The 21255-nt window shown below is 68.1% G+C and carries 20 protein-coding genes; 5 read left to right on the top strand and 15 right to left on the bottom strand.

What is annotated here, in order from left to right; translation table 11 throughout:
• Positions 1 to 31 precede the first annotated feature (31 nt).
• Entirely contained in the window at positions 32 to 916 is an 885-nt protein-coding gene (locus tag OX958_RS30505) for a mechanosensitive ion channel family protein (protein WP_270133548.1), read from the top strand.
• A gap of 111 nt (positions 917 to 1027) precedes the next feature.
• On the opposite strand, the gene OX958_RS30500 is transcribed toward OX958_RS30505, so the two are convergent.
• The 7 genes from OX958_RS30500 to OX958_RS30470 all read right to left on the bottom strand — a co-directional run bounded on the left by OX958_RS30500 (position 1028) and on the right by OX958_RS30470 (position 8457).
• Positions 1028 to 1558 (bottom strand): hypothetical protein, encoded by a 531-nt coding sequence (locus OX958_RS30500; RefSeq protein WP_270133547.1) that lies wholly within the window; start codon positions 1556 to 1558, stop codon positions 1028 to 1030.
• Positions 1559 to 1669: 111 nt separating this feature from the next.
• On the bottom strand, positions 1670 to 2683 hold the full coding sequence (locus tag OX958_RS30495) for an N-acetylglucosamine kinase (protein ID WP_270133545.1): 1014 nt from the start codon (positions 2681 to 2683) through the stop codon (positions 1670 to 1672).
• A 23-nt stretch (positions 2684 to 2706) separates the two neighbouring features.
• On the bottom strand, positions 2707 to 3960 hold the full coding sequence (locus OX958_RS30490; RefSeq protein ID WP_270133543.1) for a 6-phospho-beta-glucosidase: 1254 nt from the start codon (positions 3958 to 3960) through the stop codon (positions 2707 to 2709).
• Positions 3957 to 4859, bottom strand: coding sequence for a carbohydrate ABC transporter permease (locus OX958_RS30485; protein WP_270133541.1), 903 nt, complete (start codon positions 4857 to 4859; stop codon positions 3957 to 3959). Before OX958_RS30485 ends, OX958_RS30490 begins: the two co-directional genes overlap by 4 nt.
• A gap of 13 nt (positions 4860 to 4872) precedes the next feature.
• Entirely contained in the window at positions 4873 to 5829 is a 957-nt protein-coding gene (locus OX958_RS30480; protein ID WP_270133540.1) for a carbohydrate ABC transporter permease, read from the bottom strand.
• Positions 5826 to 7154, bottom strand: coding sequence for an ABC transporter substrate-binding protein (locus OX958_RS30475; protein ID WP_270133539.1), 1329 nt, complete (start codon positions 7152 to 7154; stop codon positions 5826 to 5828). The genes OX958_RS30480 and OX958_RS30475 overlap by 4 nt, the downstream gene beginning before the upstream one ends.
• A gap of 103 nt (positions 7155 to 7257) precedes the next feature.
• On the bottom strand, positions 7258 to 8457 hold the full coding sequence (locus OX958_RS30470; protein WP_270133537.1) for an ROK family transcriptional regulator: 1200 nt from the start codon (positions 8455 to 8457) through the stop codon (positions 7258 to 7260).
• Positions 8458 to 8677: 220 nt separating this feature from the next.
• On the opposite strand from OX958_RS30470, the gene OX958_RS30465 reads away from it, so the two are divergent.
• Together OX958_RS30465 and OX958_RS30460 are read left to right on the top strand one after the other, a co-directional pair.
• The gene (locus OX958_RS30465) at positions 8678 to 10366 is read left to right on the top strand and encodes an ABC transporter ATP-binding protein (protein WP_270133536.1); all 1689 of its coding nucleotides are present in this window, start codon (positions 8678 to 8680) and stop codon (positions 10364 to 10366) included.
• The gene (locus OX958_RS30460) at positions 10363 to 12132 is read left to right on the top strand and encodes an ABC transporter ATP-binding protein (RefSeq protein WP_270133535.1); all 1770 of its coding nucleotides are present in this window, start codon (positions 10363 to 10365) and stop codon (positions 12130 to 12132) included. The genes OX958_RS30465 and OX958_RS30460 overlap by 4 nt, the downstream gene beginning before the upstream one ends.
• On the opposite strand, the gene OX958_RS30455 is transcribed toward OX958_RS30460, so the two are convergent.
• The 6 genes from OX958_RS30455 to OX958_RS30430 form a co-directional block, all read right to left on the bottom strand.
• Entirely contained in the window at positions 12110 to 12787 is a 678-nt protein-coding gene (locus OX958_RS30455) for a uracil-DNA glycosylase (RefSeq protein ID WP_270133533.1), read from the bottom strand. The two genes, OX958_RS30460 and OX958_RS30455, sit on opposite strands and share 23 nt — an antisense overlap.
• Positions 12788 to 12912: 125 nt before the next feature.
• A complete protein-coding gene (locus tag OX958_RS30450; RefSeq protein ID WP_270133532.1) occupies positions 12913 to 13362 on the bottom strand; it encodes a GNAT family N-acetyltransferase in 450 nt (149 codons plus the stop codon).
• 66 nt (positions 13363 to 13428) lie between these two features.
• Positions 13429 to 13953 carry a DUF1990 family protein gene (locus OX958_RS30445; RefSeq protein ID WP_270133530.1) on the bottom strand — a complete coding sequence of 175 codons (525 nt, stop codon included), beginning with the start codon at positions 13951 to 13953 and terminating at the stop codon, positions 13429 to 13431.
• On the bottom strand, positions 13950 to 14474 hold the full coding sequence (locus OX958_RS30440) for a DUF1990 family protein (protein ID WP_270133529.1): 525 nt from the start codon (positions 14472 to 14474) through the stop codon (positions 13950 to 13952). The genes OX958_RS30445 and OX958_RS30440 overlap by 4 nt, the downstream gene beginning before the upstream one ends.
• The gene (locus OX958_RS30435; RefSeq protein WP_270133527.1) at positions 14461 to 15279 is read right to left on the bottom strand and encodes a YndJ family protein; all 819 of its coding nucleotides are present in this window, start codon (positions 15277 to 15279) and stop codon (positions 14461 to 14463) included. The genes OX958_RS30440 and OX958_RS30435 overlap by 14 nt, the downstream gene beginning before the upstream one ends.
• Positions 15279 to 16292 (bottom strand): LCP family protein, encoded by a 1014-nt coding sequence (locus tag OX958_RS30430; protein ID WP_270133526.1) that lies wholly within the window; start codon positions 16290 to 16292, stop codon positions 15279 to 15281. The genes OX958_RS30435 and OX958_RS30430 overlap by 1 nt, the downstream gene beginning before the upstream one ends.
• A 302-nt stretch (positions 16293 to 16594) precedes the next feature.
• Between OX958_RS30430 and OX958_RS30425 the strand changes: the two genes are divergently transcribed.
• Positions 16595 to 16888, top strand: a complete 294-nt coding sequence (locus OX958_RS30425; protein WP_020386933.1) for an HU family DNA-binding protein — start codon at positions 16595 to 16597, stop codon at positions 16886 to 16888.
• A 4-nt stretch (positions 16889 to 16892) separates the two neighbouring features.
• On the opposite strand, the gene OX958_RS30420 is transcribed toward OX958_RS30425, so the two are convergent.
• Positions 16893 to 17873 (bottom strand): SMP-30/gluconolactonase/LRE family protein, encoded by a 981-nt coding sequence (locus OX958_RS30420; RefSeq protein WP_270133525.1) that lies wholly within the window; start codon positions 17871 to 17873, stop codon positions 16893 to 16895.
• A 213-nt stretch (positions 17874 to 18086) separates the two neighbouring features.
• Between OX958_RS30420 and OX958_RS30415 the strand changes: the two genes are divergently transcribed.
• A complete protein-coding gene (locus OX958_RS30415) occupies positions 18087 to 20048 on the top strand; it encodes a M13 family metallopeptidase (protein WP_270133523.1) in 1962 nt (653 codons plus the stop codon).
• A gap of 246 nt (positions 20049 to 20294) precedes the next feature.
• Here the strand turns inward: OX958_RS30415 and OX958_RS30410 are convergent, their stop codons facing one another.
• The gene (locus OX958_RS30410) at positions 20295 to 21101 is read right to left on the bottom strand and encodes a type IV toxin-antitoxin system AbiEi family antitoxin domain-containing protein (protein ID WP_270133522.1); all 807 of its coding nucleotides are present in this window, start codon (positions 21099 to 21101) and stop codon (positions 20295 to 20297) included.
• Between the last annotated feature and the right edge of the window lie 154 nt (positions 21102 to 21255).

Raw genomic sequence — 21255 nt, 5'->3', positions numbered from 1 at the left:
CGGGTGCGGGCCAGTCCGGAGAGGAACGCCGATGTCAGCACTGGCCATCGACTTCACCCAACCCTTCGAAGATGCCTTCGGCAAGCTTCTCGGGTTCATTCCCAACCTGCTCGGCGGCATCGTCATCCTGGCGATCGGCTACATCGTCGCCAAGGTGCTCGGCAAGCTGGTCGGGAAACTGCTCGGCAAGGTCGGCTTCGACCAATGGATGGAGCGTGCCGGTGTGTCCGGCATCCTGCAGCGGTCCGGCACGGGGCTGACCGCTTCGGCGATGCTCGGCAAGGTCGTGTTCTGGTTCGTCTTCCTGATCAGCTTCACGATGTTCGCCTCCGCGCTCGGCGTACCGGAGATCTCGGCCTTCATGTCCGACATGCTCGGCTACATCCCGCGGATCTTCGCCGCGATCGTGATCGTCTGCCTGGCGGCGCTGTTCGCGAACTTCCTGGCGATGATCATCCGCGGTGCCACCGGCAACGAGACGCTCGCCAAGGTCGGCCGGTACGCCGTACTGGTGTACGCCGCGTTCGCCGCACTGACCCAGCTCGGGATCGCCGTCCAGCTGACCGGCAACACGCTGCTGATCGTGCTCGGTGGTGCTGCGCTGGCACTCGGCCTTGCTTTCGGCCTCGGGGGCCGCGAGATGGCCGCCCAGGCGCTGCACACCGTGTTCGACCGCAGCACGATGAACCGTCCGAACGCGGCTGCTGGTTCCAACGGGATGAGCAATGGCACTAGCAACGGTGCGGGCAACGGCGCCGGCACCGGCACCGGCACCGGCAACGGAATGGGCGATCGCACCGCCGCCTACCCGTCGCAGGAGGCGCAGTACCCGGCCCACCAGGGCGCACCGGGTGCCAATGGCAACTGGTCCGGCGGCGACAACGGCTGGAGCACGGAACCCCCGCGCCACAGCTAGGCGATCCGGAGCGCCAGCACACACCAAGTCGGCTGAAGCCGACCGCGGCCCGCCTGCGAAGGCTCAGGGCAGCGGCTCCGAAAGAGCTTGGTGTGTGGTGGCGAACCGGTGCTACTCCTCGGTGGCGTCCGGCCCCGCCCGGCGGACGTCCTCCACCTTCGCCATCGCCTCCCGAAGATCGCCCAGCCAGCTCTCACTGTGCTGGGCAACCAGCTTCACGCACCATCCGAGCGCGTCGCTGCGCGACCGCGCCACCCCGGCGTCGACCAGCGTGTCCAGCACCTGTCGCTCCGGCTGCCGCAACCGCGTCATCACCGGCGCCGACAACGACGTGAACACGGTCCGCGTCCCGCCGGCCCGCACGCCCCAGGCGACCTTCCGCCGGGTCGCGTGCTCCAGCTCCCGCGCGATCTCGATCCGCTTCTCCCGGGTGTCCTCCCGGAACTGCTTGATCCGCCCTTCCTCAGCGGCAGCCCGCTCCGCCGCACTGACCCCGTCGCTCTGCTCAGGCGCCGCGATCTGCCCGACCACGAGAATCTCGTCGCGATCGATGCTCACCTCGAGCTCACCCTCGAACCACTCCGCCGGAAGCCGGCCGGTCAGCCAACCCCGAACACGCTCACCCTCTGACTGTGTACTCATGTAATCATGATTACATCCCACGCAAGCCGGGGGCCTGGTGTCCGCTTAGGCTGGCGAGCGCTCTAGGCGGTCCGGTCCGATAGCGAAGACCGAACCGCCATGAGTCGGCGTCTACGCGGCCGGCGAACTGGCGTAGGCGGAGCGGAGGGTCAGGTGCGCCGCGGGGGCCGCGTTGGTGTGGTCGAGGCCTAGCAGGGCTGCGCCGACGACCGGCGGCACGTCTACTACCCGGGCGACCGCCTTCGGGGCCGCGGCGGCGAGTAGGCGGACGATGGTTTCCATCAGCAGGGGGTGGCCTGCGGTGAGGACGCCGCCGCCCAGTACTACGTCTGTCGGCTCTGTCAGGAGGTCCAGGCGGCGCATTGCGACTACCGCCATGGCGACGACCTCCTCTGCTTGGTGCTGGACGACTGCGCGGGCGACGGCGTCGCCTGCGGCTGCTACCTGGAAGAGGAGAGGTGTCGCTTCCAGGCGGCGAGCGTAGGGGATGTCGCCGAGGTGCAGGGCCTCGATCAGGGATGGAATCGAGTCGACGCCGTAGTGCGCGGGGAGCGCTGTGGTGAGGGCCGTTGCCGGGCCTCGGCCGTCGTCGGCGCGGGCGGCTGCCGAGAACGCCTCGTCGGCGAGTTGCTGGCCGCCGCCCCAGTCGCCGGAGATCTTGCCGACCGCCGCGAAGCGGGCCGTCCGGCCGTCGGGTAGCAGGCCGGCGCAGTTGATGCCCGCGCCGCAGACCACCGCGACGCCGCGTGGCTCGTCGACGCCCGCGCGCAGCAGCGCGAAGGTGTCGTTGGCGACGTGCACCGAGGTGGCCCAGCCGAACGACTCGAACGCCTCGGCGAGGCGCTCCTCCTCGATCGGCAGGTCCGCGTTCGCCAGGCACGCGGAGATCTGCTGCACCAGCGGGACGTCACCGACCGCGAGGCCGGCCTCGGCCGCGGCGGCGGCGACCAGCGGGGCCAGCCCCTCCACCGCGGCGTAGGCGCCGATGATGTGCGGCTCGAAGCCGCCTCCGCGCGCGGTCCCCAGCACTGTTCCGTCGGCGGACACCAGGGCGACGTCGGTCTTGCTGTTGCCGGCGTCGAAGGCGAGCACGCCGCCCGGCACCAACGGTCTCACCAAGGCCACGCCGTCCACCTCGTTCACCATCGTCACGCCCATGAGAGGTACTCGCGGTTGTGTGCGAGCAACTTGTCGGTGAGCTGGTTCGCGTACTCGATCTGGCCGATCAACGGGTGCGCGAGCAGAGCGTTGAACACCCGCTCCGCACCACCCTTCAGAGCGGCCTCCAGAGCAAGATTCTCGTACGCCGTGACGTTCGCGACCAGTCCGGCGTACAACGGCTCGAGGGGCGAGATCGGCAACGGCGTCGTGCCGGCGGCGCCGACGGTGGCCGGTACCTCGATCACCGCGTCGTCGGGGAGGAACGGCAGCGCGCCGTTGTTCAGCGTGTTGACGACCTGGACGTCGCCGGTGTCGTTGAGCAGCGACGACGCCAGCGCGACCGCTGCTTCGGAGTAGTACGCGCCGCCACGCTGCTCCAGCAGGGCGGGCTTCTCGTCCAGCGAGGGATCGGCGTACAGGTCGAGCAGTTCCTTTTCGATCGCCGCGACCTCGGCCGCCCGCGACGGCTTCTCCCTGAGCTCACGGACGACCTCGTCGTGGGCGTAGAAGTAGCGCAGGTAGTACGACGGTACGACGCCCAGCTGCAGCAGCAGCTCGGCCGGCAGGTGCAACTCGTCGGCCAGTTCCGCGGAGTGCGATGCGAGCAGCTGAGGCAGCACGTTCTCGCCGTCGACCCGGACGCCGCGCTCCCAGGTCAGGTGGTTGAGGCCGACGTGGTCGAGGGTGACCTGCTCCGGCGTCACCCCCAGCATCTTGGCGAACTTGCGCTGGAAGCCGATCGCCACGTTGCACAGCCCGACGGCCTTGTGGCCCTCGGACAGCAGCGCGCGGGTGACGATCCCGACCGGGTTGGTGAAGTCGATGATCCACGCGTCCGGGTTGGACCGGCGGACCCGCTCGGCGATGTCCAGGACGACGGGAACCGTGCGCAGCGCCTTCGCCAGGCCGCCCGCGCCGGTGGTCTCCTGGCCGACGCAACCGCACTCCAGCGGCCAGCTCTCGTCCTTGCCCCGGGCGGCCTGCCCGCCGACCCGCAGCTGCAGCAGGACCGCGTCCGCGCCGTCGATCCCCTGGTCGAGGTTCGACGTGGTGGTGACCTTGCCGGGATGGCCCTGCTTGGCGAAGATCCGCTCGGCCAGCCCGCCGACCAGTTCGAGCCGGTCGGTCGCCGGGTCCACGAGGACCAGTTCGGTGACCGGCAGTGAGTCGCGCAGCCGGGCGAACCCGTCGATGAGTTCAGGCGTGTAGGTGGATCCGCCACCGACGACTGTGAGTTTCAACCTTTGACCCCTGTAAGTGTGACGCCTTCGATGAAGGCCTTTTGGGCGAAGAAGAACAGGATGATCACCGGAGCCATCACCAGCAGGGTTGCTGCCATGGTGAGGTTCCAGTTGGTGTGGTGGGCACCCTTGAAGGATTCCAGACCGTAGCTGAGGGTCCAGGCCGCGGCGTTCTCGGAGGCGTAGATCTGTGGACCGAAGTAGTCGTTCCAGCAGTAGAAGAACTGGAACAGCGCGACCGCCGCGATGGCCGGTTTGGCCATCGGCAGGATGATCCGGACCAGCGCGCGGAAGTCCCCGCAGCCGTCGACCTTGGCCGCGTCGACGTACTCCTTCGGGATGGTCAGCAGGAACTGGCGGAGCAGGAAGATCGAGAACGCGTCGGTGAACGCCATCGGGATGATCAGCGGCCACAACGTCCCGGACAGGTGCAGTTCCTTGGCCCAGAACAGGTACATCGGCACGATCACCACCTGCGGCGGCAGCATCATCGTCGAGATCACCAGCATCATCGCGAGGTTGCGGCCGCGGAACTTGAAGCGGGCCAGCGCGTACGCCACCGGGATGCTGGACAGCAACGTCAGCACCGTGCCCAGGACGGCGTACATCAGGGTGTTCTTCCACCAGGTCAGGAACCCGGGGGTCTCCCAGACGGTGCGCAGGTTCCCCCAGTGCCAGGAGTCCGGCCACAGGTCCCGGGTCAGCGCCTGCTGGTCGCTCATCACCGCGGTCAGCGCGACGAACACGAACGGCAGGACGAAGAACAACGCGGCCGCGATCGCCAGCGAGTGCACGGCGACCCACTGCAGGAACTTGGTACGCCGTGCCTCGCGGCCGGCCGTGGTCAGCCCCGGGGCGGGGACGGGAGTCTCCACCCGGGGCGTGGTCAACGTGCTCATCTCTGCAGGCCTCCTAGTCGTCCGTGGCCAGGAAGCCACTGCCGCGGCGCATCAGGATCGCCGTGAACACCATCGCCAGTACGAACAGCACCAGCGCGATCACCGAGGCGCCACCGGTGTCGAACCGCTGGAACCCGAGGTTGTAGACCAGTTGTGGCAGGGTCAGCGTCGACTTGTCCGGATATCCCGGCTCGAACTGCTGACCCGACCCCCCGATCACTCCACTGGCGACTTTTCCGGCGATCAACGGCTGGGTGTAGTACTGCATCGTCTGGATCACGCCGGTGATCACCGCGAACAACACGATCGGCTGGATGTTCGGCAGCGTGACGTGCACGAACCGCTGCCAGGCGTTCGCGCCGTCCAGCGACGACGCCTCGTACTGCTCCAGCGGCACGTCGAGCAGCGACGCCATGAAGATCACCATCAGGTCGCCGATGCCCCAGATCGCCAGCAGCGTCAGGGCCGGCTTGGACCAGGCCGGATCGTTGAACCAGCCCGGCTGCGGCAGCCCGAGCCTGCCCAGGATGTTGTTCACCGGCCCGGTGCCCGGGTTGAGCAGGAACGCGAACGCCATCGTCGCGGCCACCGGCGGCGCCAGGTAGGGCAGGTAGAACATCGTCCGGAACAGCCCGGCACCGGTCTTGACCTTGGTGATCAGCATCCCGATGCCGAGCCCGAACAGGACTCGCAGGGTGACCATGATGATCACCAGCCAGAGCGTGTTGCGCAGGGCCGGCCAGAAGAACGGGTAGTCGGTGAAGACGTAGGACCAGTTCTTCAGGCCGGTCCAGACCGGCGGGGTGAACCCGTCGTACTTCATGAAACTGAAGTAGACGGTCGAGGCCAGCGGGTAGAGGAAGAAGACGCTGACCCCGATCAGCCACGGGGACAGGAAGGCGAGGTTGCGCAACCGCTCACGGCGGCGTTTGTGCCTCAGGCCTGGAGAGATCGTTGCCGTCGACATCATTTGGCCTGCGCGATGTCCTTGTCGATCTGGGCGTCGGTCTTCGCCAGACCAGCGGCCAGATCGGTTTGCTTGCCGGCCTCGAAGGCGTAGCCGAAGTCCTGCAGGGTGAGCTGGTACGCGCCGCCGTTGGGGCTGGCCGGGGTGGTGCTGCTCTTCGGGTGCTGGGCGATCTCCAGGAAGACCTTGAAGCTCTCGTCGACCTTCAGATCGGGCGACTTCAGCGCCTCCAGGGTGGAGGGCACGTTGTGGATGCCGTTGGAGAAGTCGACCACGGCCTTGGTGTCGGTGGTCATGAACCGGACCAGTTCCCAGGCGGCGTTCTGCTTCTGGCTGGTGTTCGCGATCCCGATGATGGTGCCGGACAGGTAGCCCTTGCCGTAGCTGTCGACCTGGTCGTCCGGGACCGGGAACGGCGCGACACCGATCTCGAACTTGACCCCGGCCTCCTTGGCCATCCCGAGCCGCCACTCACCGTCGAGCGACATCGCCACCTGGCCGGTGTGGAACGGGTTCTTGGCGCCCCACTCGTCGCCGAAGGTGGCGCGGTACTTCTCCAGCTTGGCGAAGCCGCCGAGCTCCTTGACCAGGTTGGACTGCCAGGTGAGCATCTTGCCGAAGGCCGGGTCGCCGGCCAGGTTGGACTTGCCCTCGGGGGTGAAGTACGTCGGGTTCCACTGCGCGGCGAAGTGCGAGGTGGTCGACTCGTAGCCGTGGAAGTTCGGCATGAAGCCCAGCTGGGAGTAACCGTCCGCGGTCGGCTTGGTCAGCTTCTTCGCCGCCGCGTCGAACTCCGACAGCGTCTTCGGCGCCTCGGTGATGCCGGCCGCCTTGAACGCGGTCTTGTTGTAGTACAGGCCGTACGCGTCGTTCAGCAGCGGCAGCGTGCAGCGCTTGCCCTCGAACTGGGTGTAGTCCTGCAGCGGCTTCGGGAAAGTCTTGTCCAGGTCGACCCCGGACTTGTCCAGGAACGGCTTCAGATCGGCGAAGACGTTGGACTTGCAGAACGTCCCGACGTTGTCGGTGGTGAACGACGACACCACGTCGGGGGAGTTCGGGCCGCCGGCCCGCAGCGCCTGCTTGATCTTGTCGTCGTTGATGTTGCCGACGACCTTCACCTTGATGTTCGGGTGCGCGGTCTCGAACGCCTTGACGTTCGCGGCGATCGCGGCCGCCTCGCTGGGGGCGCTCCAGCCGTGCCAGAAGGTGATGGTGGTTTCCTGGGTGGCGTCGTCGTTGGCCGCCGGGGCGGTCGACGTACCGGTGCAGGCGGTGGCGAGCAGCGCGACCGCGGCGGCCGCGGTCACTGCTTGGTGGACTCGACGCATTTCCGTTCTCCTGATCCTGGATGGAGCTGACTGCGTTTCGGGTGTGCGGATCCGCCGGGCCAGGTCGCTTCCTGGTCCGGGGGTGTGCGGGGAGTGGTCCGGGCTAGTCGGTACTGCTCCCGGAGGTGGTGCCGGCGGTGTCGAAGACCTCGTCGCGGGTGTAGGTGAGGGCGGACTGGAGGGCGCCGGAGAGGACCGGATCGGCGTTGATGGCGGTCATCAGCAATCGCGGCCGCGGTACGGCGAGCTCGGCGAGCTCGTCCTGCACCAGACCACGGAGGCGTTCGCCGCCGGCGGTGATGACGCCACCCGCGAGCACGATCAGCTCGGGGTCGACGACGGACACGATCGCGGCCAGGCCGACCGCGAGACGATGGGCGAACTCGGCGAGCACGGTGTCGCCGGCGCCGGGGGTCTCCAGGGCGGCGGCGATCGCGGCTTCCGGCGTACGGGCCTTGATGCCGTTGGTGCGGGCCAGTTCGAGGACCGGTTCGCCACCGGCGAGTTCCTGGAAGCCGCCGGCGTTGTTGCGGCCGACGTTGCGCACCAGCGGAGTACCGGGCAGGGGCAGGAAGGCGACCTCACCGGCACCGCCGGTCGCGCCGCGGACCAGGCGGCCCCCGATCACTATCGCGGCACCGATCCCCTCCTCGCCCCATAGCATGACGAAGTTGTCGCTGTTGCTCGCGTGCCCGACCTGCTGCTCGGCGACGGCGGCCAGGTTGACGTCGTTCTCGACCTCGAGCGGTACGGCGATCGCGGCCGCCAGTTCCTCGAGCAGGTGCGGCGCGTGCCAGCCGGGCAGGTGGGTCGCGTAGCGGAGCCGGCCGGTGGTCGGGTCGAACCCACCGGGGGTGCCGATCGAGACGCGGTGCAGCCGGTCGCGGGTCAGGCCGGCTTCGCCGAGGGCGCCGTCGATGGCCTTGACCACCCGCTCGACCGTGCCCTTGGCGCTGCGGCCGGGGGTCGGCAGCTCGAAGCGGCCGACCACGTTGCCGGTCAGGTCCGCGACGGCCGAGCGGATCCGGGTCGGGGTGACGTCCAGGCCGGCGACGTACGCGATGCCGCCGTTGATCTCGTAGAGCTGCGCGTTCGGGCCGGGGCGGCCGGCGCTGGTGCCACTCGCGCGGACCAGGCCGGCGCTCTCGAGCCGGGCGAGCAGCTGGGAGGCGGTCGGTTTCGAGAGGCCGGTGAGGTTACCGAGCGTAGTGCGCGACAACGGTCCCTGTGACAACAGCAGGTCGAGGGCGGCGCGGTCGTTCATCGCGCGGAGCAGGCGGGGAGTACCGGGTGTGCTGGCCATGTGCCTACCCTGCCCTTCCGTCGCCGTCCCGTCGCCTGGCCACGCTGCTGGATCGCGCGCCGGATCAACTGTTAGGAAAGTTTCCTATTACCGCCAGACCGTACGGGCGGAGCCGGGCAGGTGTCAATCGATCGGCCCGAACGAGTTGCTTCCGCCTCAGGTTAGGGTGGGCTAACTTGTCGCCGAAGCGAGCGGTGACGCCCGAGTGGGGAAGGCTTCCGTGGAGTTCACAGCAGGCAGCGTGATGCGGCGGGCGGTCCGCAGACACCGCCGCCGGTTGACCGGCGGCATCCTGCTGCTGTCGTTGCACCAGGCGACCGAGGCCGCCGTACCGGTGGTGATCGGCATCTTCGTGGACCAGGCGGTCTCGACCGGCCGGCTGGAGCCGCTGCTGTGGTGCGTGCTGATGATGCTGGCGTTGTTCGCCGTCCTGTCGAACGCCTGGAAGGCCGGTGCGTGGCAGGTGATGCGCACGATCGAGTTCGAGACGCATCAACTGCGGTTGGAGATCGCCCGCCGGGTGCTGGATCCGCGGGGGCACCGAACCGGTCTGCGGTCGGGTGAGCTGTTGATGATCGCCACCTCCGACGCGGAGAAGGCGTCCCTGGTACTCCGTGCCGTGGCGCTCGGCTTCGCCGGCAGTACCGCGCTCGCGGTGTCGTCGGTGGCGCTGCTGCTGGTCGACGTGCCTCTCGGGATCGGCGTGATGATCGGCGTTCCCCTGCTGGTACTGGGCCTCCAGGCCTTGTCGCCACTGCTCACTCGGCGTACGTCGTCACAGCAGGAGGCAGTCGCCAGTACTACGGCCCTCGCCACCGACCTGGTCGGCGGCCTGCGGACACTGCGCGGTATCGGCGCGCAGCACAACGCCGCCGAGCGCTACCGCCGGTCCAGCCAGGCCACACTGACGGCCACCCTGCGTGCGGCCTCCACCAACGGCCTGCAGGACGGAGTGACAGCGGCAATGAGCGGACTGCTTCTTGCGGCGGTCGCAGGTGTCGCGGGCTGGTTCGCGTTGAACGGGCGGATCACGATCGGTGAGCTGATCACAGTGGTCGGCCTAGCGCAGTTCGTCGCGGAGCCTGTCGGGCTGCTCGGCTACAGCGGCCAGGTCCTCGCCACCTCTCGTGCTTCTGCGGGCCGTTTGGCTTCAGTGCTCGCTTCTCCCTGGTCGATCACCACTGGGACCTCTACCACCGTGGATCCGTCGAAGCCGCTGCTTGCGCTGGAGGGAGTCGGCTACAAGACCTTGTCGTCGCTGGACCTGTCCCTGCAGGCCGGTGAGCTCGTCGGAGTGCTCTGCTACGACCCGAGGGACGCTGACGCCTTGCTGACGGTCGTTGCAGGCCGGGCCGCGGAGCACTCCGGTCGGGTGCTGGTCGGCGGAACAGAGGTCGAGGAGCTCGACATCGACCTGGTACGCCGTTCCGTCCTGGTCGAGCAGCACGACACGGATCTGTTCGAAGGCACGCTCCGATCGAACCTCCTGGCCGGGTCCGACAAGACTGCTCGACTGGATCGCGTAGTGCGGGCAGCAGCGGCGACTGACGTCGTCGAGGCCCACGCTGACGGCCTCGACCACCCGCTGGCCGATCGAGGCCGCACCCTGTCCGGAGGCCAGCGCCAGCGTCTCGGCTTGGCCCGTGCCTTGCTGGCCGAGCCGCCAGTGCTGGTGCTGCACGACCCCAGTACTGCGGTGGACGCTGTCACCGAGGAGTTGCTTGCCGAGGGAGTCGCGGAGGTGCGCGGCGTCGCGACGCTGGCGACTCTGGTGCTGACCAGCAGCCCTGCCCTGCTGGGCAAGATGCATCGAGTGCTGGTCGTCTCGGACGGCGTTGTGGTGGCAGAGGGACGACATGCGGAGCTGGCCGCGACGGATCCGGCGTACCAGGAGGCGGTACTGCGATGAGTACGTCCGAGTTGCTGCCGATCGCTGGGACGCGCGCCACCTGGATCGTCTTGTGGCGGGAGATCCGGCGACTGAAGGTGCTGTCGCTGGTCGCGGCCGTCGTCGTGACTGTGGGAAGCGCTGCCGGATTGGTGGCGCCGTGGGCCCTCGGCGTGCTGGTCGACGACGTGTCGACCGGTGCTGAGGGGTCGGCTGTTGTCCGGGTGGTGGTGCTGATCGGTGGCGCGGCGTTGCTCAGCGGCGTACTCACTGCTCTGGGGGTGACGCTGATCGCGCGGGTGGGCGAGAGCGTGCTAGCGCGGATCCGGGAGCAGGTGCTGGATCGAGTGCTGCACTTGCCGGCGCCGGTGCTCGACCGGATCCGCACCGGTGATCTGCTGTCGCGAGTCGGCGACGACGTGGCCACGGTGGCGGCAGCGTTGACCGAGGTCGGACCGGTGCTGCTGGCGGCGTCGCTGACGATCGTGCTGACCGTCGGAGGGCTCTTCGCCCTGGACTGGCGGCTGGGGCTCGCCGGGCTGCTCGCGCTGCCGATGTACCTGATGGCGCTCCGCTGGTACCTGCCGAGGTCCGCGCCCTTCTACCGCAAGGAACGGCTCGCGATGGGCGAGCGGTCCGAAGCGATCATCGCCTCGCTGCGGGGGAGCGGGACGGTTCGGGCCTACCAGTTGGAGGAGACGCAGCTCGAGCGGATCGGGGACCGCTCGGCGGTGGCGCGGGATCTCTCGCTGAACGTCTTCAGGCTCTTCGGCTCGTTCGTCTCGCGGATCAACCATGCCGAGTTCGTCGGACTCACCTCGATCCTGGTGGCCGGTTTCTTCCTGGTCCGGGCGGACGCGGTGACGATCGGCGCGACGACCGCCGCGGCGCTCTACTTCCACCGGTTGTTCAACCCGCTCGGCGCGCTGCTGATGCAGTTCGACGAAGTGCAGACGGCTGGGGCCGGGCTGGCGCGACTGGCCGGAGTGCTGGAGCTTGAGGCAGCTGTCGAACCGCCTGCCGGTCCTGCTCCGGCGGACGCCTCGGTGGAGCTGGTGGGGATCGGGCACTCGTACGGCGGCGGCCCGCTGGTCGTCGATGGCGTGTCACTGCGGTTCGAGCCGGGTGAGCGCGTGGCGCTGGTCGGGGCGAGTGGCGCCGGGAAGACCACGCTGGCGGCGATCGCGGCCGGCGTACTGATGCCTACTGCTGGGACTGTGCTACTGGGCGGGGTGGACATTCGCGCGTTGGGCGAGACCCGGACTCAGCAGCAGGTCGCGCTGCTCAGCCAAGAGGTGCACGTGTTCTCCGGGACGCTGCTGGAGGATGTACGGCTGGCCAAGGCCTCAGCGACCGTTGCTGAGGTCGAGAACGCGCTGGAGCGAGTGGGAGCGCTGGCATGGGTGCGTGCCTTGCCGGATGGGCTCGAGAGCCAGGTGGGGGAGAACGCCCACCAGTTGACGGGTGCGCAGGCGCAGCAGATTGCACTGGCCCGGCTGGTGCTGGCCGACCCGCCGTTCGCAGTACTGGATGAGGCGACGGCCGAAGCGGGTAGCGCAGGCGCCCGCGACCTGGAGCGGGCCAGTGCAGCTGCCACCGAGGGGCGTACGACGCTGGTGGTGGCTCACCGGCTCACTCAGGCGCAGCAGGCGGATCGCATCGTCGTACTGGACCAGGGGAAAGTGGTCGAGTCGGGTACGCACGACGGGTTGCTGGCTGCAGGCGGTCGCTACAGCCAGCTCTGGCACAGCTGGACGGGAACTCCTAGGGAAGCCGCCAGTCGATAGGAGTGCCGCCCTGCTGCACCAGCAGGTCGTTGACCCGGCTGAACGGCTTGGAGCCGAAGAACCCGCGGTCGGCCGACATGGGGCTCGGGTGGACGCTCTCGACGTACGGCGTACTGCCGAGCATCGGCTTGAGTGTCTGCGCGTCCCGGCCCCAGAGGATCGCCACCAGCGGGCCACCGCGCTCGACGAGAGCATGGATGGCCTGTTCGGTGACTGCCTCCCAGCCCTTGCCCTTGTGCGAGGCGGACTTGCCCGGCTGGACGGTGAGCACTCTGTTGAGCATCAGCACGCCCTGCTCGGCCCAGGGGGTCAGGTCACCGTTCGAGGGAGCCGGTACGCCGAGGTCGGCCATCAGTTCGCGGTAGATGTTCTGCAGGCTGCGCGGGATCGGGCGCACGTCGGGGGCGACCGAGAAGCTCAGGCCGACCGGATGCCCAGGAGTCGGGTAGGGATCCTGGCCGACGATCAGCACCTTCACGTCGTTCAGCGGCTGCTGGAACGCGCGCAGGACGTTCTCGCCGGCGGGCAGGTACGGCCGGCCGGCGGCGATCTCGCCGCGCAGGAACTCACCCATCCGGGAGACGGTCTCTTCCACCGGGGACAGGGCCTTGGCCCAGTCGGGCGCCACCAGGTCGTTCAAGGTCTTGGGACTCACCCGGACATGATGTCACTCACTGTTCGCGTGTCGAACGCCCCACCGGCCGACGCGGTTGGGTAGAAAGGTTTCCGGCCCCGCAGAGGTATGAGCTCTCGCGGGGCCTTTGCGTTGTCCGACGCAGATCAGGCGGTCTCCCACCCGAAGTTGAGCGACTGGCTGCTCGGCTCGTGCCGGTGGTAGAACCTGTGCGCGTCGGTCCGCGCCGTCGAGGAGTCGAGCTCGAGATGGGTCGCGCCGTTGTCCTTGGCCCATGCGCGAGCCGCCGCCAGCAAGGCCGCTCCGATGCCGCCGGACCGCTGCGAGGGGTCGACCGCCAGGTCTTCCACCCAGCACCGCTGCCCGAACCGCACCGACTCGATGTCCAGGTACGTCGTACCGAATCCGACGACGGTCTCGTCCTCGACAGCAACCAGTACTCCGCTGCGCGGCCCGCTGATCGTCCGCTCCAACCGGTCTGCCGCCACCACCGGATCCCACGCGGCCGGCTTCGCCCCCGGCGGCTCGAACAACCAGCCGTAGGCGTCGATCAACTGCGGGATGTCTGCTGTGGTCGCTGCGCGTACTTCGCTCATACGCCGAGGCTATGAAGCCGGAACCGGCCGAGACAGATCCAATCGGCCCTGCCTTCTGCAGTCCACTCAGTGGTTGGCGAGGCGCTGAAGGGCTTTGGCATAGCGTTGAGCGAAGCGGGTCTGGACAGCACGAGTGACCGGGCCGCCCAGGCTGGCGTACCAGGTGCCGGCCCGGCTGTAGGCGCGAACGGTGAAGTAGATGCCATCCGGTTCACGGGTGACGACAAAGGACTCCTCGCCTGCCTCCGGATGCCCTTCCAAGGTTCCGTAGGCGAAGCCGATCCGGTCCGGCTCATCCACCACCCACACCACTCGGCAAATCACCGCCAAGCCCAGTGAGCCGACTCCTACGCGTCCCAGCGAGTTGGCGCCGATCACGGCCGGAGTGTCGGTCGCCTTGATCCGCACACCGGCTTTGGTATGCATCCGCCACGTCATCAGCGCTTCACCGGCACGGCGGAAGACGTCGTCGCCGCTGCCGATCCGGACGCGGTGGTCCAGGCGGTGGTAGCCGGGCGGCGTCTCGTCGTACCGGGTCGAACCGACGACGTCGTAGCTGAACCGCCGATGACGCAGGTCTTCCAGCTTCATGCGCTGGCGAGGCGTTGGAGGGCCTTGGCGTAGTGCTTGGCCACGAGTAGCTGGGCTCGGCGGGTGAGTGGGCCGCCGAGTCGGGAGTACCAGGTGCCGCCGCGACTGTAGGCGCGGATCGTGTAGTAGATGCCGTCGGGTTCACGGGTCACCACCATGGACTCCTCGCCTTCCTGCGGGTGGCCGGCCAGCGTGCCGTAGGCGAAGCCGGTCCGGTCCGGCTCGTCGACGACCCAGACCACGCGGCAGGGAGCCGGCAGGCCGAAGTCGCCGACGCCGAGGCGACCGAGCGAGTTCGTGCCAATCACCAGCGGGCTGTCCGTCGCCTTCACCGGTACGCCGGCCGCGCGGTGAGCCTGCCACGTCATCAGCGCCTCACCCGCACGGCGGAAGGCATCGTCGCCGCTGCCGATCCGGACGCGGTGGTCCAGGCGGTGGTAGCCGGGCGGCGTCTCGTCGTACTGCGTCGAGCCCACTGCGTCGTAGCTGAACCGGAGGTCCCGCAGGTCATCTAGCTTCATCTGACTCCTTCAGTAGGCGCCAGGCCAGCAGCCCACACAGAGCGAAGCCGAGTGCGTTCGCCACTCCATGTGTAGCAACCATCCAGCGCAACGGCAGGTACGGCGTTGCCGCTACATGCCCTAGTGCCCAACTAAGCGCCAGCAGCATCGTGACAACGAGCGTGCCTGCCGAGATGACCAGTAGCACCTTCGGCACCCGCTCAGCGGTTCGCGACCGGCGCCACATGGCCCAGCCGACCAGCCACATCCCGGCCGTCAGTACTGCGGCGCCCAGCAACTCGACCGGGTCGCCGAGGAAGAAGCCCAGCAGCACGATCCCAGTACCCAGCGGCACACTGACAGCCGCAGCGGTCGTAGCGCGGTCGCTATCCGACTCCACTACCAGACACGCGACCAGTGCTGCGGCGAAGCCGGCGAAGTGGAAATGGGCGACGGTCAGCGACAGCACTGTGAGGTTGAAGCCGAACAGCTCGTACGACGAGCGCTCGGCCACCAGCGCCAGCGCGGCGATCGCCGGTGTCACCAGTGCTGTGTAGAGCGCGACCTCCCGCGCGCGGAGACGCCTCCGGCGTACCAGGTCTGCAGTGGCCAGGCCAACGAGTACTAGCGTGCCTGCCAGGTAGATGCTCGCCAGAGTGACCGACAGCGGGCCGCGGCCGAGCCAGAGGGACAAGACCCCTGGCACAGCCGCGGCGAGCCACCAGCGACGGGCCGTAGTACCGCCTGGCACCTGCACCAGACTCAACCCGAGTGGGACGATCACCAGCATCCCCAGGCTCACCATCAGGTGAACCAAGGTGAGCACTAGCTGCTCTTCAGACCGGTGGTGTTGTCTTCCTTCAGGCTCTTGAAGAGCGCTGTGGCCTGCTTGGTGTTCCACTTCACGGCCGAGCCGTGCGAGGTGCTCAGGCTGCTGTCGGAGATCGGCACGGTCAGCGTGACCCCGTCACCACCGGCGGAGACCGCCTTCATCCCGCGAGCGAACCTGAGCAGCGTGAACGGGCCCATGTCGGAGTCGATGGTGAGCGCCTCGGCACCGGCGGTGCTGAGCTGGTAGAAGCGGAACGGGTTCACGAAGGTGCCCGGTGAGACGGCCTTGTTCGCGATCGCGCCGATCATCTCGCGCTGCCGCTGGACCCGGCCGAGGTCGCCGGACGGATCGAAGTACCGGGCCCGCACGTAGCCCAGCGCGGTCGGGCCGTCCAGGTCCTGGCAACCCTTCGGCAGGTCGATGTGCGCCTTCTCGTCTTTGATTGCCTTGGGCAAGCACATGTTGATCCCGCCGAGGCTGTCCACGATCGAGGCGAAGCCGCCGAAACCGATCTCGACGTAGTGGTCGACGCGCAGGCCGGAGACGTTCTCGATGGTCTGGATCAGCAGTTGCTGGCCGCCGAACGCGAACGCCGCGTTGAGCTTGTTCCGGCCGTGGCCGGGAATCGGCACGTAGGAGTCCCGCGGCAGGCTGATCAGCGCGGTCGGGCCGGACTCCGGCACGTGCAGCAGCAGGATCGAGTCGGTCCGCCGGCCGCCCGCCTTGCCGGTGTGCAGCTTGGCGCGCTCGGCGCGGGTCAGGCCCTCGCGGCTGTCGGACCCGACCAGCAGGTACGTCGTCCCCGGCGTCTCGGCCGGCCGGTCACCCGTCGGGAAGGCGTCGACCTTGTTGATCTTGCCCCAGGCGAACAGCGGGATGCAGATCAGGCTCAGCACGAACAACAGGACGATCAGTCCGATGATCCGGCCGAACCAGTTGCGCCGCTTCTTCGGCCGCACGGGCGCCCGGCTCACGTAGCGCGGGTCGATGGACTGCGGTTGGCTCATGGAACGAAGGTATCGGCCCGGGGGCCGATCGCGCGTCAGTCCCGCGAAGGGTCTTCACCCCACACTTTCAGACCGCGGTACCGGCCGGCCTCGATCGAAAGGATGATCTTGGCCCGCTGATCGAACCGATCCGCCGAAACGTGCGTGGCGGCTCCTGATCGGCCGGTGAACGCGGGGTGACGCGGGTTTTCCCCAGATTTTGAGATCGTTCTCGCTAACGACATTCATTTCGGTTAAGGTTTTCGAGGATCGACCGGACGGTGGATGGGGTGCCGTCCGGCGGCGCGAAGCTGAGGAGAACCGTGAACCGCAACGAGCTGGTCGCCGGCGTGGCGACGAAGGCGGGCATCCCGCGCAACCAGGCCGAGAAGGTGCTCGACGCGCTGGGTGACGTCGTCACCGAGGCGGTGCACAAGGGCGACAAGGTCTCGCTGACCGGCCTGCTGAGCATCGAGCGGGTGATGCGCGCGCCGCGCACCGGACGCAACCCGCAGACCGGTGAGCCGCTCTCGATTCCGGCCGGCTACTCGGTTCGCCTGTCCTGCGGAAGCCGCCTCAAGGCTGCTGCCCGAGGCGACCTCCGCACCGTTTCCTGAAGAGCTACCGCCGGACGGCGGTCACCCAGTACTCCGTCGTCGGCGTCGGCGGGGTGCTGAAGCGGGCGTTCGGCAGGTAGATCCGCGACCGGTAGAAGGCTGCCGTGGTCGGGATGTCGAAGTCCGGGCTGGCGATCTCGCGAACCAGCCGGCCCTTGCTGCCGGAGTTGTCGAGATCCAGCACGGCGATCTTGTTGAGCCGGTTCTGGACGACGTACAGGGTGTCCTTGCTGCGGAGCAGCCCGTCGCCGTTCGTCATCACCGCGCCGCCCAGCTCGAGCTTGCGGGTGACGCCGGTGCGGGGATCGACGCGGAACAGGAAGCCGGTCGCGGACTGCACGATGATCAGGTTGCGGCCGTCCGGGGTCAGTTCGATGCCGTTGCCGTTGTTGCTCACCGGGTCGTGCACGTAGTCGCCGCTGAGCGGAACGGTCTTCACCGCGGCCTGCGGAGGCAGTTGGCCGTTGCGGCCGAGCGGGACCTTGTAGAGCACCGGCTGCCGCGAGTCGGTGAACCAGGCGGCGTCCTTGCCGAGGATCACATCGTTGACGAAGGTCGGCGTCGTGGTGGTGAACGTGTAGCTGGCGAGCACCTTGCCGGAGCGGGTGTCGATGACCCGGCCGTTGCCACCGGCAGCGCCGGCTACGAACAGCCGCCCGCGCCGGTCGACCTTCAGGCCGAGCGAGGCGGTACCGGGGCCCTGGCTGAGCACCTTGCCGCGGCCGGTCCGCAGGCTGGCGGCGTAGATGTCGCCGTCGACGCGGGAACCGAAGTACGCCGTACCGGAGCGGTCGATGGCGATGCCTTCGGGCTGGAAGCCTGCCGGCAGGGCGAAGCGGGTCGGGTAGCTGTGGCCGGTTGTTGAGGTCGTGGTGGTTGCCGCCACTGTGGTGGCGGAGGCGGTGAGGCTGCCGACGAGTAGTGCTGGGAGGCCGATGGCGATGGCGAGTACGCGGCCTAGCTGTCTCGGCTGTGGACGTGACATGGCGGAGTGTCCTCCTGGTCGATGACCGGGCCTGGCCGACGCCCCTCGTACGCCGACACAGCGGCTGGTTGTGCTTTCAACATAGTGGAACGGCTCGCCGGGCTGAACGGTTCACGGCTGTTGACAACTTCCGGGGCGGCTGGGCCGGAACGGGTAATGTCACGGTGAGTGGTATCCAGGCCGGATCCACCGGTGACGAGGAGTGGGGCAGGAATGACAGCAGGGATCGACAGCTCGGATCTGTCCACGACGGTCCGGCCGCAGGACGACCTGTACCGGTATGCCAACGGGCCGTGGCTGGACCGCACGGAGATCCCGGCGGACAAGGCGATCTACGGCGCATTTCACGCGCTGCTGGACAGCGCGGAGCGCGACGTCCGGACGATCGTCGAGCAGGTCGCGGCCACGGCCGCGGAGCAGCCGGCCGGCAGCGAGGCGCGCAAGATCGGTGACCTGTTCACCAGCTTCATGGACACCGGGACGATCGAGCGGCTCGGCGCCGCTCCGATCGCCGACCAGCTCGAGCTGGCCGCCTCGGTGAAAGACGTGGACAGCCTGGTCGCCGCGCTCGGGCAGTTGGAGCTGCAGGGCGTCCCTGGGGTCTTCTACTACGGCGCGGACATCGACGCGAAGAAGTCCGACGAGTACATTATCTACGCCAGCCAGGGCGGCATCAGCCTGCCGGACGAGTCCTACTACCGGGAGGACTCCTTCGCCGAGGTGCGTACGGCGTACGTCGCGCACGTCGCCCGGATGCTCGAGCTCGCCGGCCTGCCAGACCCCAGCGCTGCCGCCGAGCGGATCATGGCGCTCGAGACCCGGCTGGCCAAGGGCCACTGGGACCGGGTGAGCAACCGCGACGTCACCGCGACCTACAACAAGGTCGACCGGGCCGGGCTCGAAGCGCTCACCCCCGGCTTCGACTGGGCCATCTGGCTGTCCAACGCCGGTGTCCCCGACTCGGCCTTCGCGCAACTGGTGGTTCGTCAACCGGACTACCTGACCGCGGCCGCCGGGGCCCTGCAGGAGATCGACCTGGAGCACTGGAAGGAGTGGCTGAGCTGGCGCATCGTGCACGGCGCCGCGCCGCTGCTGAGCCAGGCCTTCGTCGACGAGAACTTCGCCTTCTACGGCAAGACCCTGACCGGCGCGCCGGAGCTGCGTGAGCGCTGGAAGCGCGGCCTGGGCGTGGTCGACTCCGCGCTCGGTGAGGCGGTCGGCCAGTTGTATGTGGCCGAGCACTTCCCGCCGGCCGCCAAGGCCCGGATGGTCGAGCTGGTCGGACACCTGGTCGAGGCCTATCGGCAACGGATCGAAGCGCTCGACTGGATGGGTCCGGAGACCCGGCGGCGCGCGCTCGACAAGCTCGCCACCTTCACGCCGAAGATCGGCTACCCGGACAAGTGGAAGAACTACAGCGGCCTCGAGGTCAGCGCCGACGACCTGGTCGGCAACATCCGCCGCTCGGTCGCGGTGGAGACCGAGCGCGACCTGGCCAAGCTGGGGCAGCCGATCGACAAGACCGAGTGGCTGATGACGCCGCAGACGGTCAACGCGTACTACAACCCGCGGATGAACGAGATCGTCTTCCCGGCCGCGATCCTGCACCCGCCGTTCTTCGACCTGGATGCCGACGACGCGGTCAACTACGGCTCGATCGGCGCCGTGATCGGTCATGAGATCGGCCACGGCTTCGACGACCAGGGCTCGAAGTACGACGGCGAGGGCAATCTCAGCGACTGGTGGACCGACGAGGATCGCGCCGCCTTCGAGGTGCGTACCGCGAAGCTCGTCGCGCAGTACGACGTACTGGAGCCGACCGACGCGCCTGGCCACACGGTCAACGGCGAGCTGACCCTCGGCGAGAACATCGGCGACCTCGGCGGCCTGTCGATCGCCTACGTCGCCTACACGCTCTCGCTGGGTGACGCGGAGTTCCCGACCGTGGACGGGCTCACCGGCCCCCAACGCTTCTTCCTCGCCTGGGCCCTCGGCTGGTCCAGCAAAGCTCGCGAGGCCGAAGCGATCCGCCGTCTCGCGATCGACCCGCACTCCCCGCCGGAGTTCCGCTGCAACGCGGTCGTCCGCAACATCGACGCCTTCCACCAGGCATTCGGAACCGCGGAGTCCGACGGCATGTGGCTGGCGCCTGAGGATCGAGTGCGTATCTGGTAGCCCGCCGTACGACGGGGTGGTGGTTGGACGGGTCATCCGTGTGCAGGTGGCTGACCCGTCTCGCCCCTCCTCCGTCGGCGCTCCTGCCCATCCACCCCAACGCGGCGCTCCTCCGTCGCGCCTTGAAAGGCACGCGGTGGCGCGAGTCGCTGCCCGGGCGTGTGGAGGCAGTTGCCGGTTGCTAGCGCGGCTGCTGTCCCGTCTGGTGTGCGTGTCCCTGTGCAGGTGGTTAACGGGTCAACGACGTCATCGTTGGCCAATTTCTCCTGCGGGCGGACGGCGTTTCGTGGTTCTTTCCTTCTGCGTCGTCAGTTGACGGAGCTGCTCGGCCACGGCTTCGCTGACAGCGCTCTTGAGTTGAGGCGCGAGAGCTTGCAGGACGCTCTCGCGCAGCGCCGGGGACAACTCCAGGTTTTGGAGGTCAGGTTGGTATCCGGTTGCTTTCAGCGCTGCGGAAAGTAGGGCGACGCCGTCTGGAACTCCGAATCGTTCGGCTGCTGGTTCGAGTGCCCGGACGAGGGCCAGGGGAGGGACGTTGGCGATGCTGATGGCGTCGCGGACTACTGTGGCGAGGTGGTCGAAGTCAGTACTGCCAGTGGCCAGGTCGTTGATGGTGCGGGCGGCAGTGGTGACGGGGAGCCCATCGACTTGGATGACGTCATCGTCCGGCAGATCGCGCTTGCGATATCGGATGTCCGGCTGCGTGGTCTGCCGGCGTACTGCGGTGGTGAACTCGTACGTGGAGGGTAGGAGGTCTCCGAGTCCGTGCACGGCTGCCGCGGACTCGCCGGACACTACGGTCAGCGGCTGGTTTCCGGCCGGCTGACTGCCGGTGGCGAGCCAGGCTGCATGTAGGCCCTGTAGTGGTCCGGTCTCGGCTGAAGGGAGCGCGTAGACGCCGTGACGAACCCGGTGCAAGGTGCCACGGTCGGTGAGGCGTGACAGCTGCATCTTGGACACCCCGGCTTCAGCTGCCTGAATCGTCGTCACCAGGCCCCAGCGGCCGGAACCCAGCAGCTCCAACGTTTCCAAGACGTCGAGTGCGCGCATCATCTCACCTCCCAATTACTTGGATAGTAACGCCCTGGTCGTTACTTTCAAAGTATTTAGGCATAGTTGAATGCTTGTAAAGTACCTCCGCGATCCTCTTCCGTGCTTCCGGCAACTTACGAGTGAGTGCTCCCGGGCGTAGGCGGGTACGGTGAGC

The sequence above is a fragment of the Kribbella sp. CA-293567 genome, assembly GCF_027627575.1.
Lineage (GTDB): Bacteria > Actinomycetota > Actinomycetes > Propionibacteriales > Kribbellaceae > Kribbella.
Note: the sequence above shows the minus strand (reverse complement) of the source record. Positions and strands in the feature narration are given on the sequence as shown.

Excerpts from the sequence above, each read along its gene's own strand:
- OX958_RS30445 (WP_270133530.1), bottom strand. The coding sequence starts at position 13,953 with ATGAAGCTGGAAGACCTGCGTCATCGGCGGTTCAGCTACGACGTCGTC.
- OX958_RS30470 (WP_270133537.1), bottom strand. The coding sequence starts at position 8,457 with ATGGCCAGCACACCCGGTACTCCCCGCCTGCTCCGCGCGATGAACGAC.
- OX958_RS30480 (WP_270133540.1), bottom strand. The coding sequence starts at position 5,829 with ATGATGTCGACGGCAACGATCTCTCCAGGCCTGAGGCACAAACGCCGC.
- OX958_RS30415 (WP_270133523.1), top strand. The coding sequence starts at position 18,087 with ATGACAGCAGGGATCGACAGCTCGGATCTGTCCACGACGGTCCGGCCG.
- OX958_RS30430 (WP_270133526.1), bottom strand. The coding sequence starts at position 16,292 with ATGAGCCAACCGCAGTCCATCGACCCGCGCTACGTGAGCCGGGCGCCC.
- OX958_RS30500 (WP_270133547.1), bottom strand. The coding sequence starts at position 1,558 with ATGAGTACACAGTCAGAGGGTGAGCGTGTTCGGGGTTGGCTGACCGGC.
- OX958_RS30410 (WP_270133522.1), bottom strand. The coding sequence starts at position 21,101 with ATGATGCGCGCACTCGACGTCTTGGAAACGTTGGAGCTGCTGGGTTCC.
- OX958_RS30485 (WP_270133541.1), bottom strand. The coding sequence starts at position 4,859 with ATGAGCACGTTGACCACGCCCCGGGTGGAGACTCCCGTCCCCGCCCCG.
- OX958_RS30460 (WP_270133535.1), top strand. The coding sequence starts at position 10,363 with ATGAGTACGTCCGAGTTGCTGCCGATCGCTGGGACGCGCGCCACCTGG.
- OX958_RS30450 (WP_270133532.1), bottom strand. The coding sequence starts at position 13,362 with ATGAGCGAAGTACGCGCAGCGACCACAGCAGACATCCCGCAGTTGATC.
- OX958_RS30505 (WP_270133548.1), top strand. The coding sequence starts at position 32 with ATGTCAGCACTGGCCATCGACTTCACCCAACCCTTCGAAGATGCCTTC.
- OX958_RS30440 (WP_270133529.1), bottom strand. The coding sequence starts at position 14,474 with ATGAAGCTAGATGACCTGCGGGACCTCCGGTTCAGCTACGACGCAGTG.
- OX958_RS30475 (WP_270133539.1), bottom strand. The coding sequence starts at position 7,154 with ATGCGTCGAGTCCACCAAGCAGTGACCGCGGCCGCCGCGGTCGCGCTG.
- OX958_RS30420 (WP_270133525.1), bottom strand. The coding sequence starts at position 17,873 with ATGTCACGTCCACAGCCGAGACAGCTAGGCCGCGTACTCGCCATCGCC.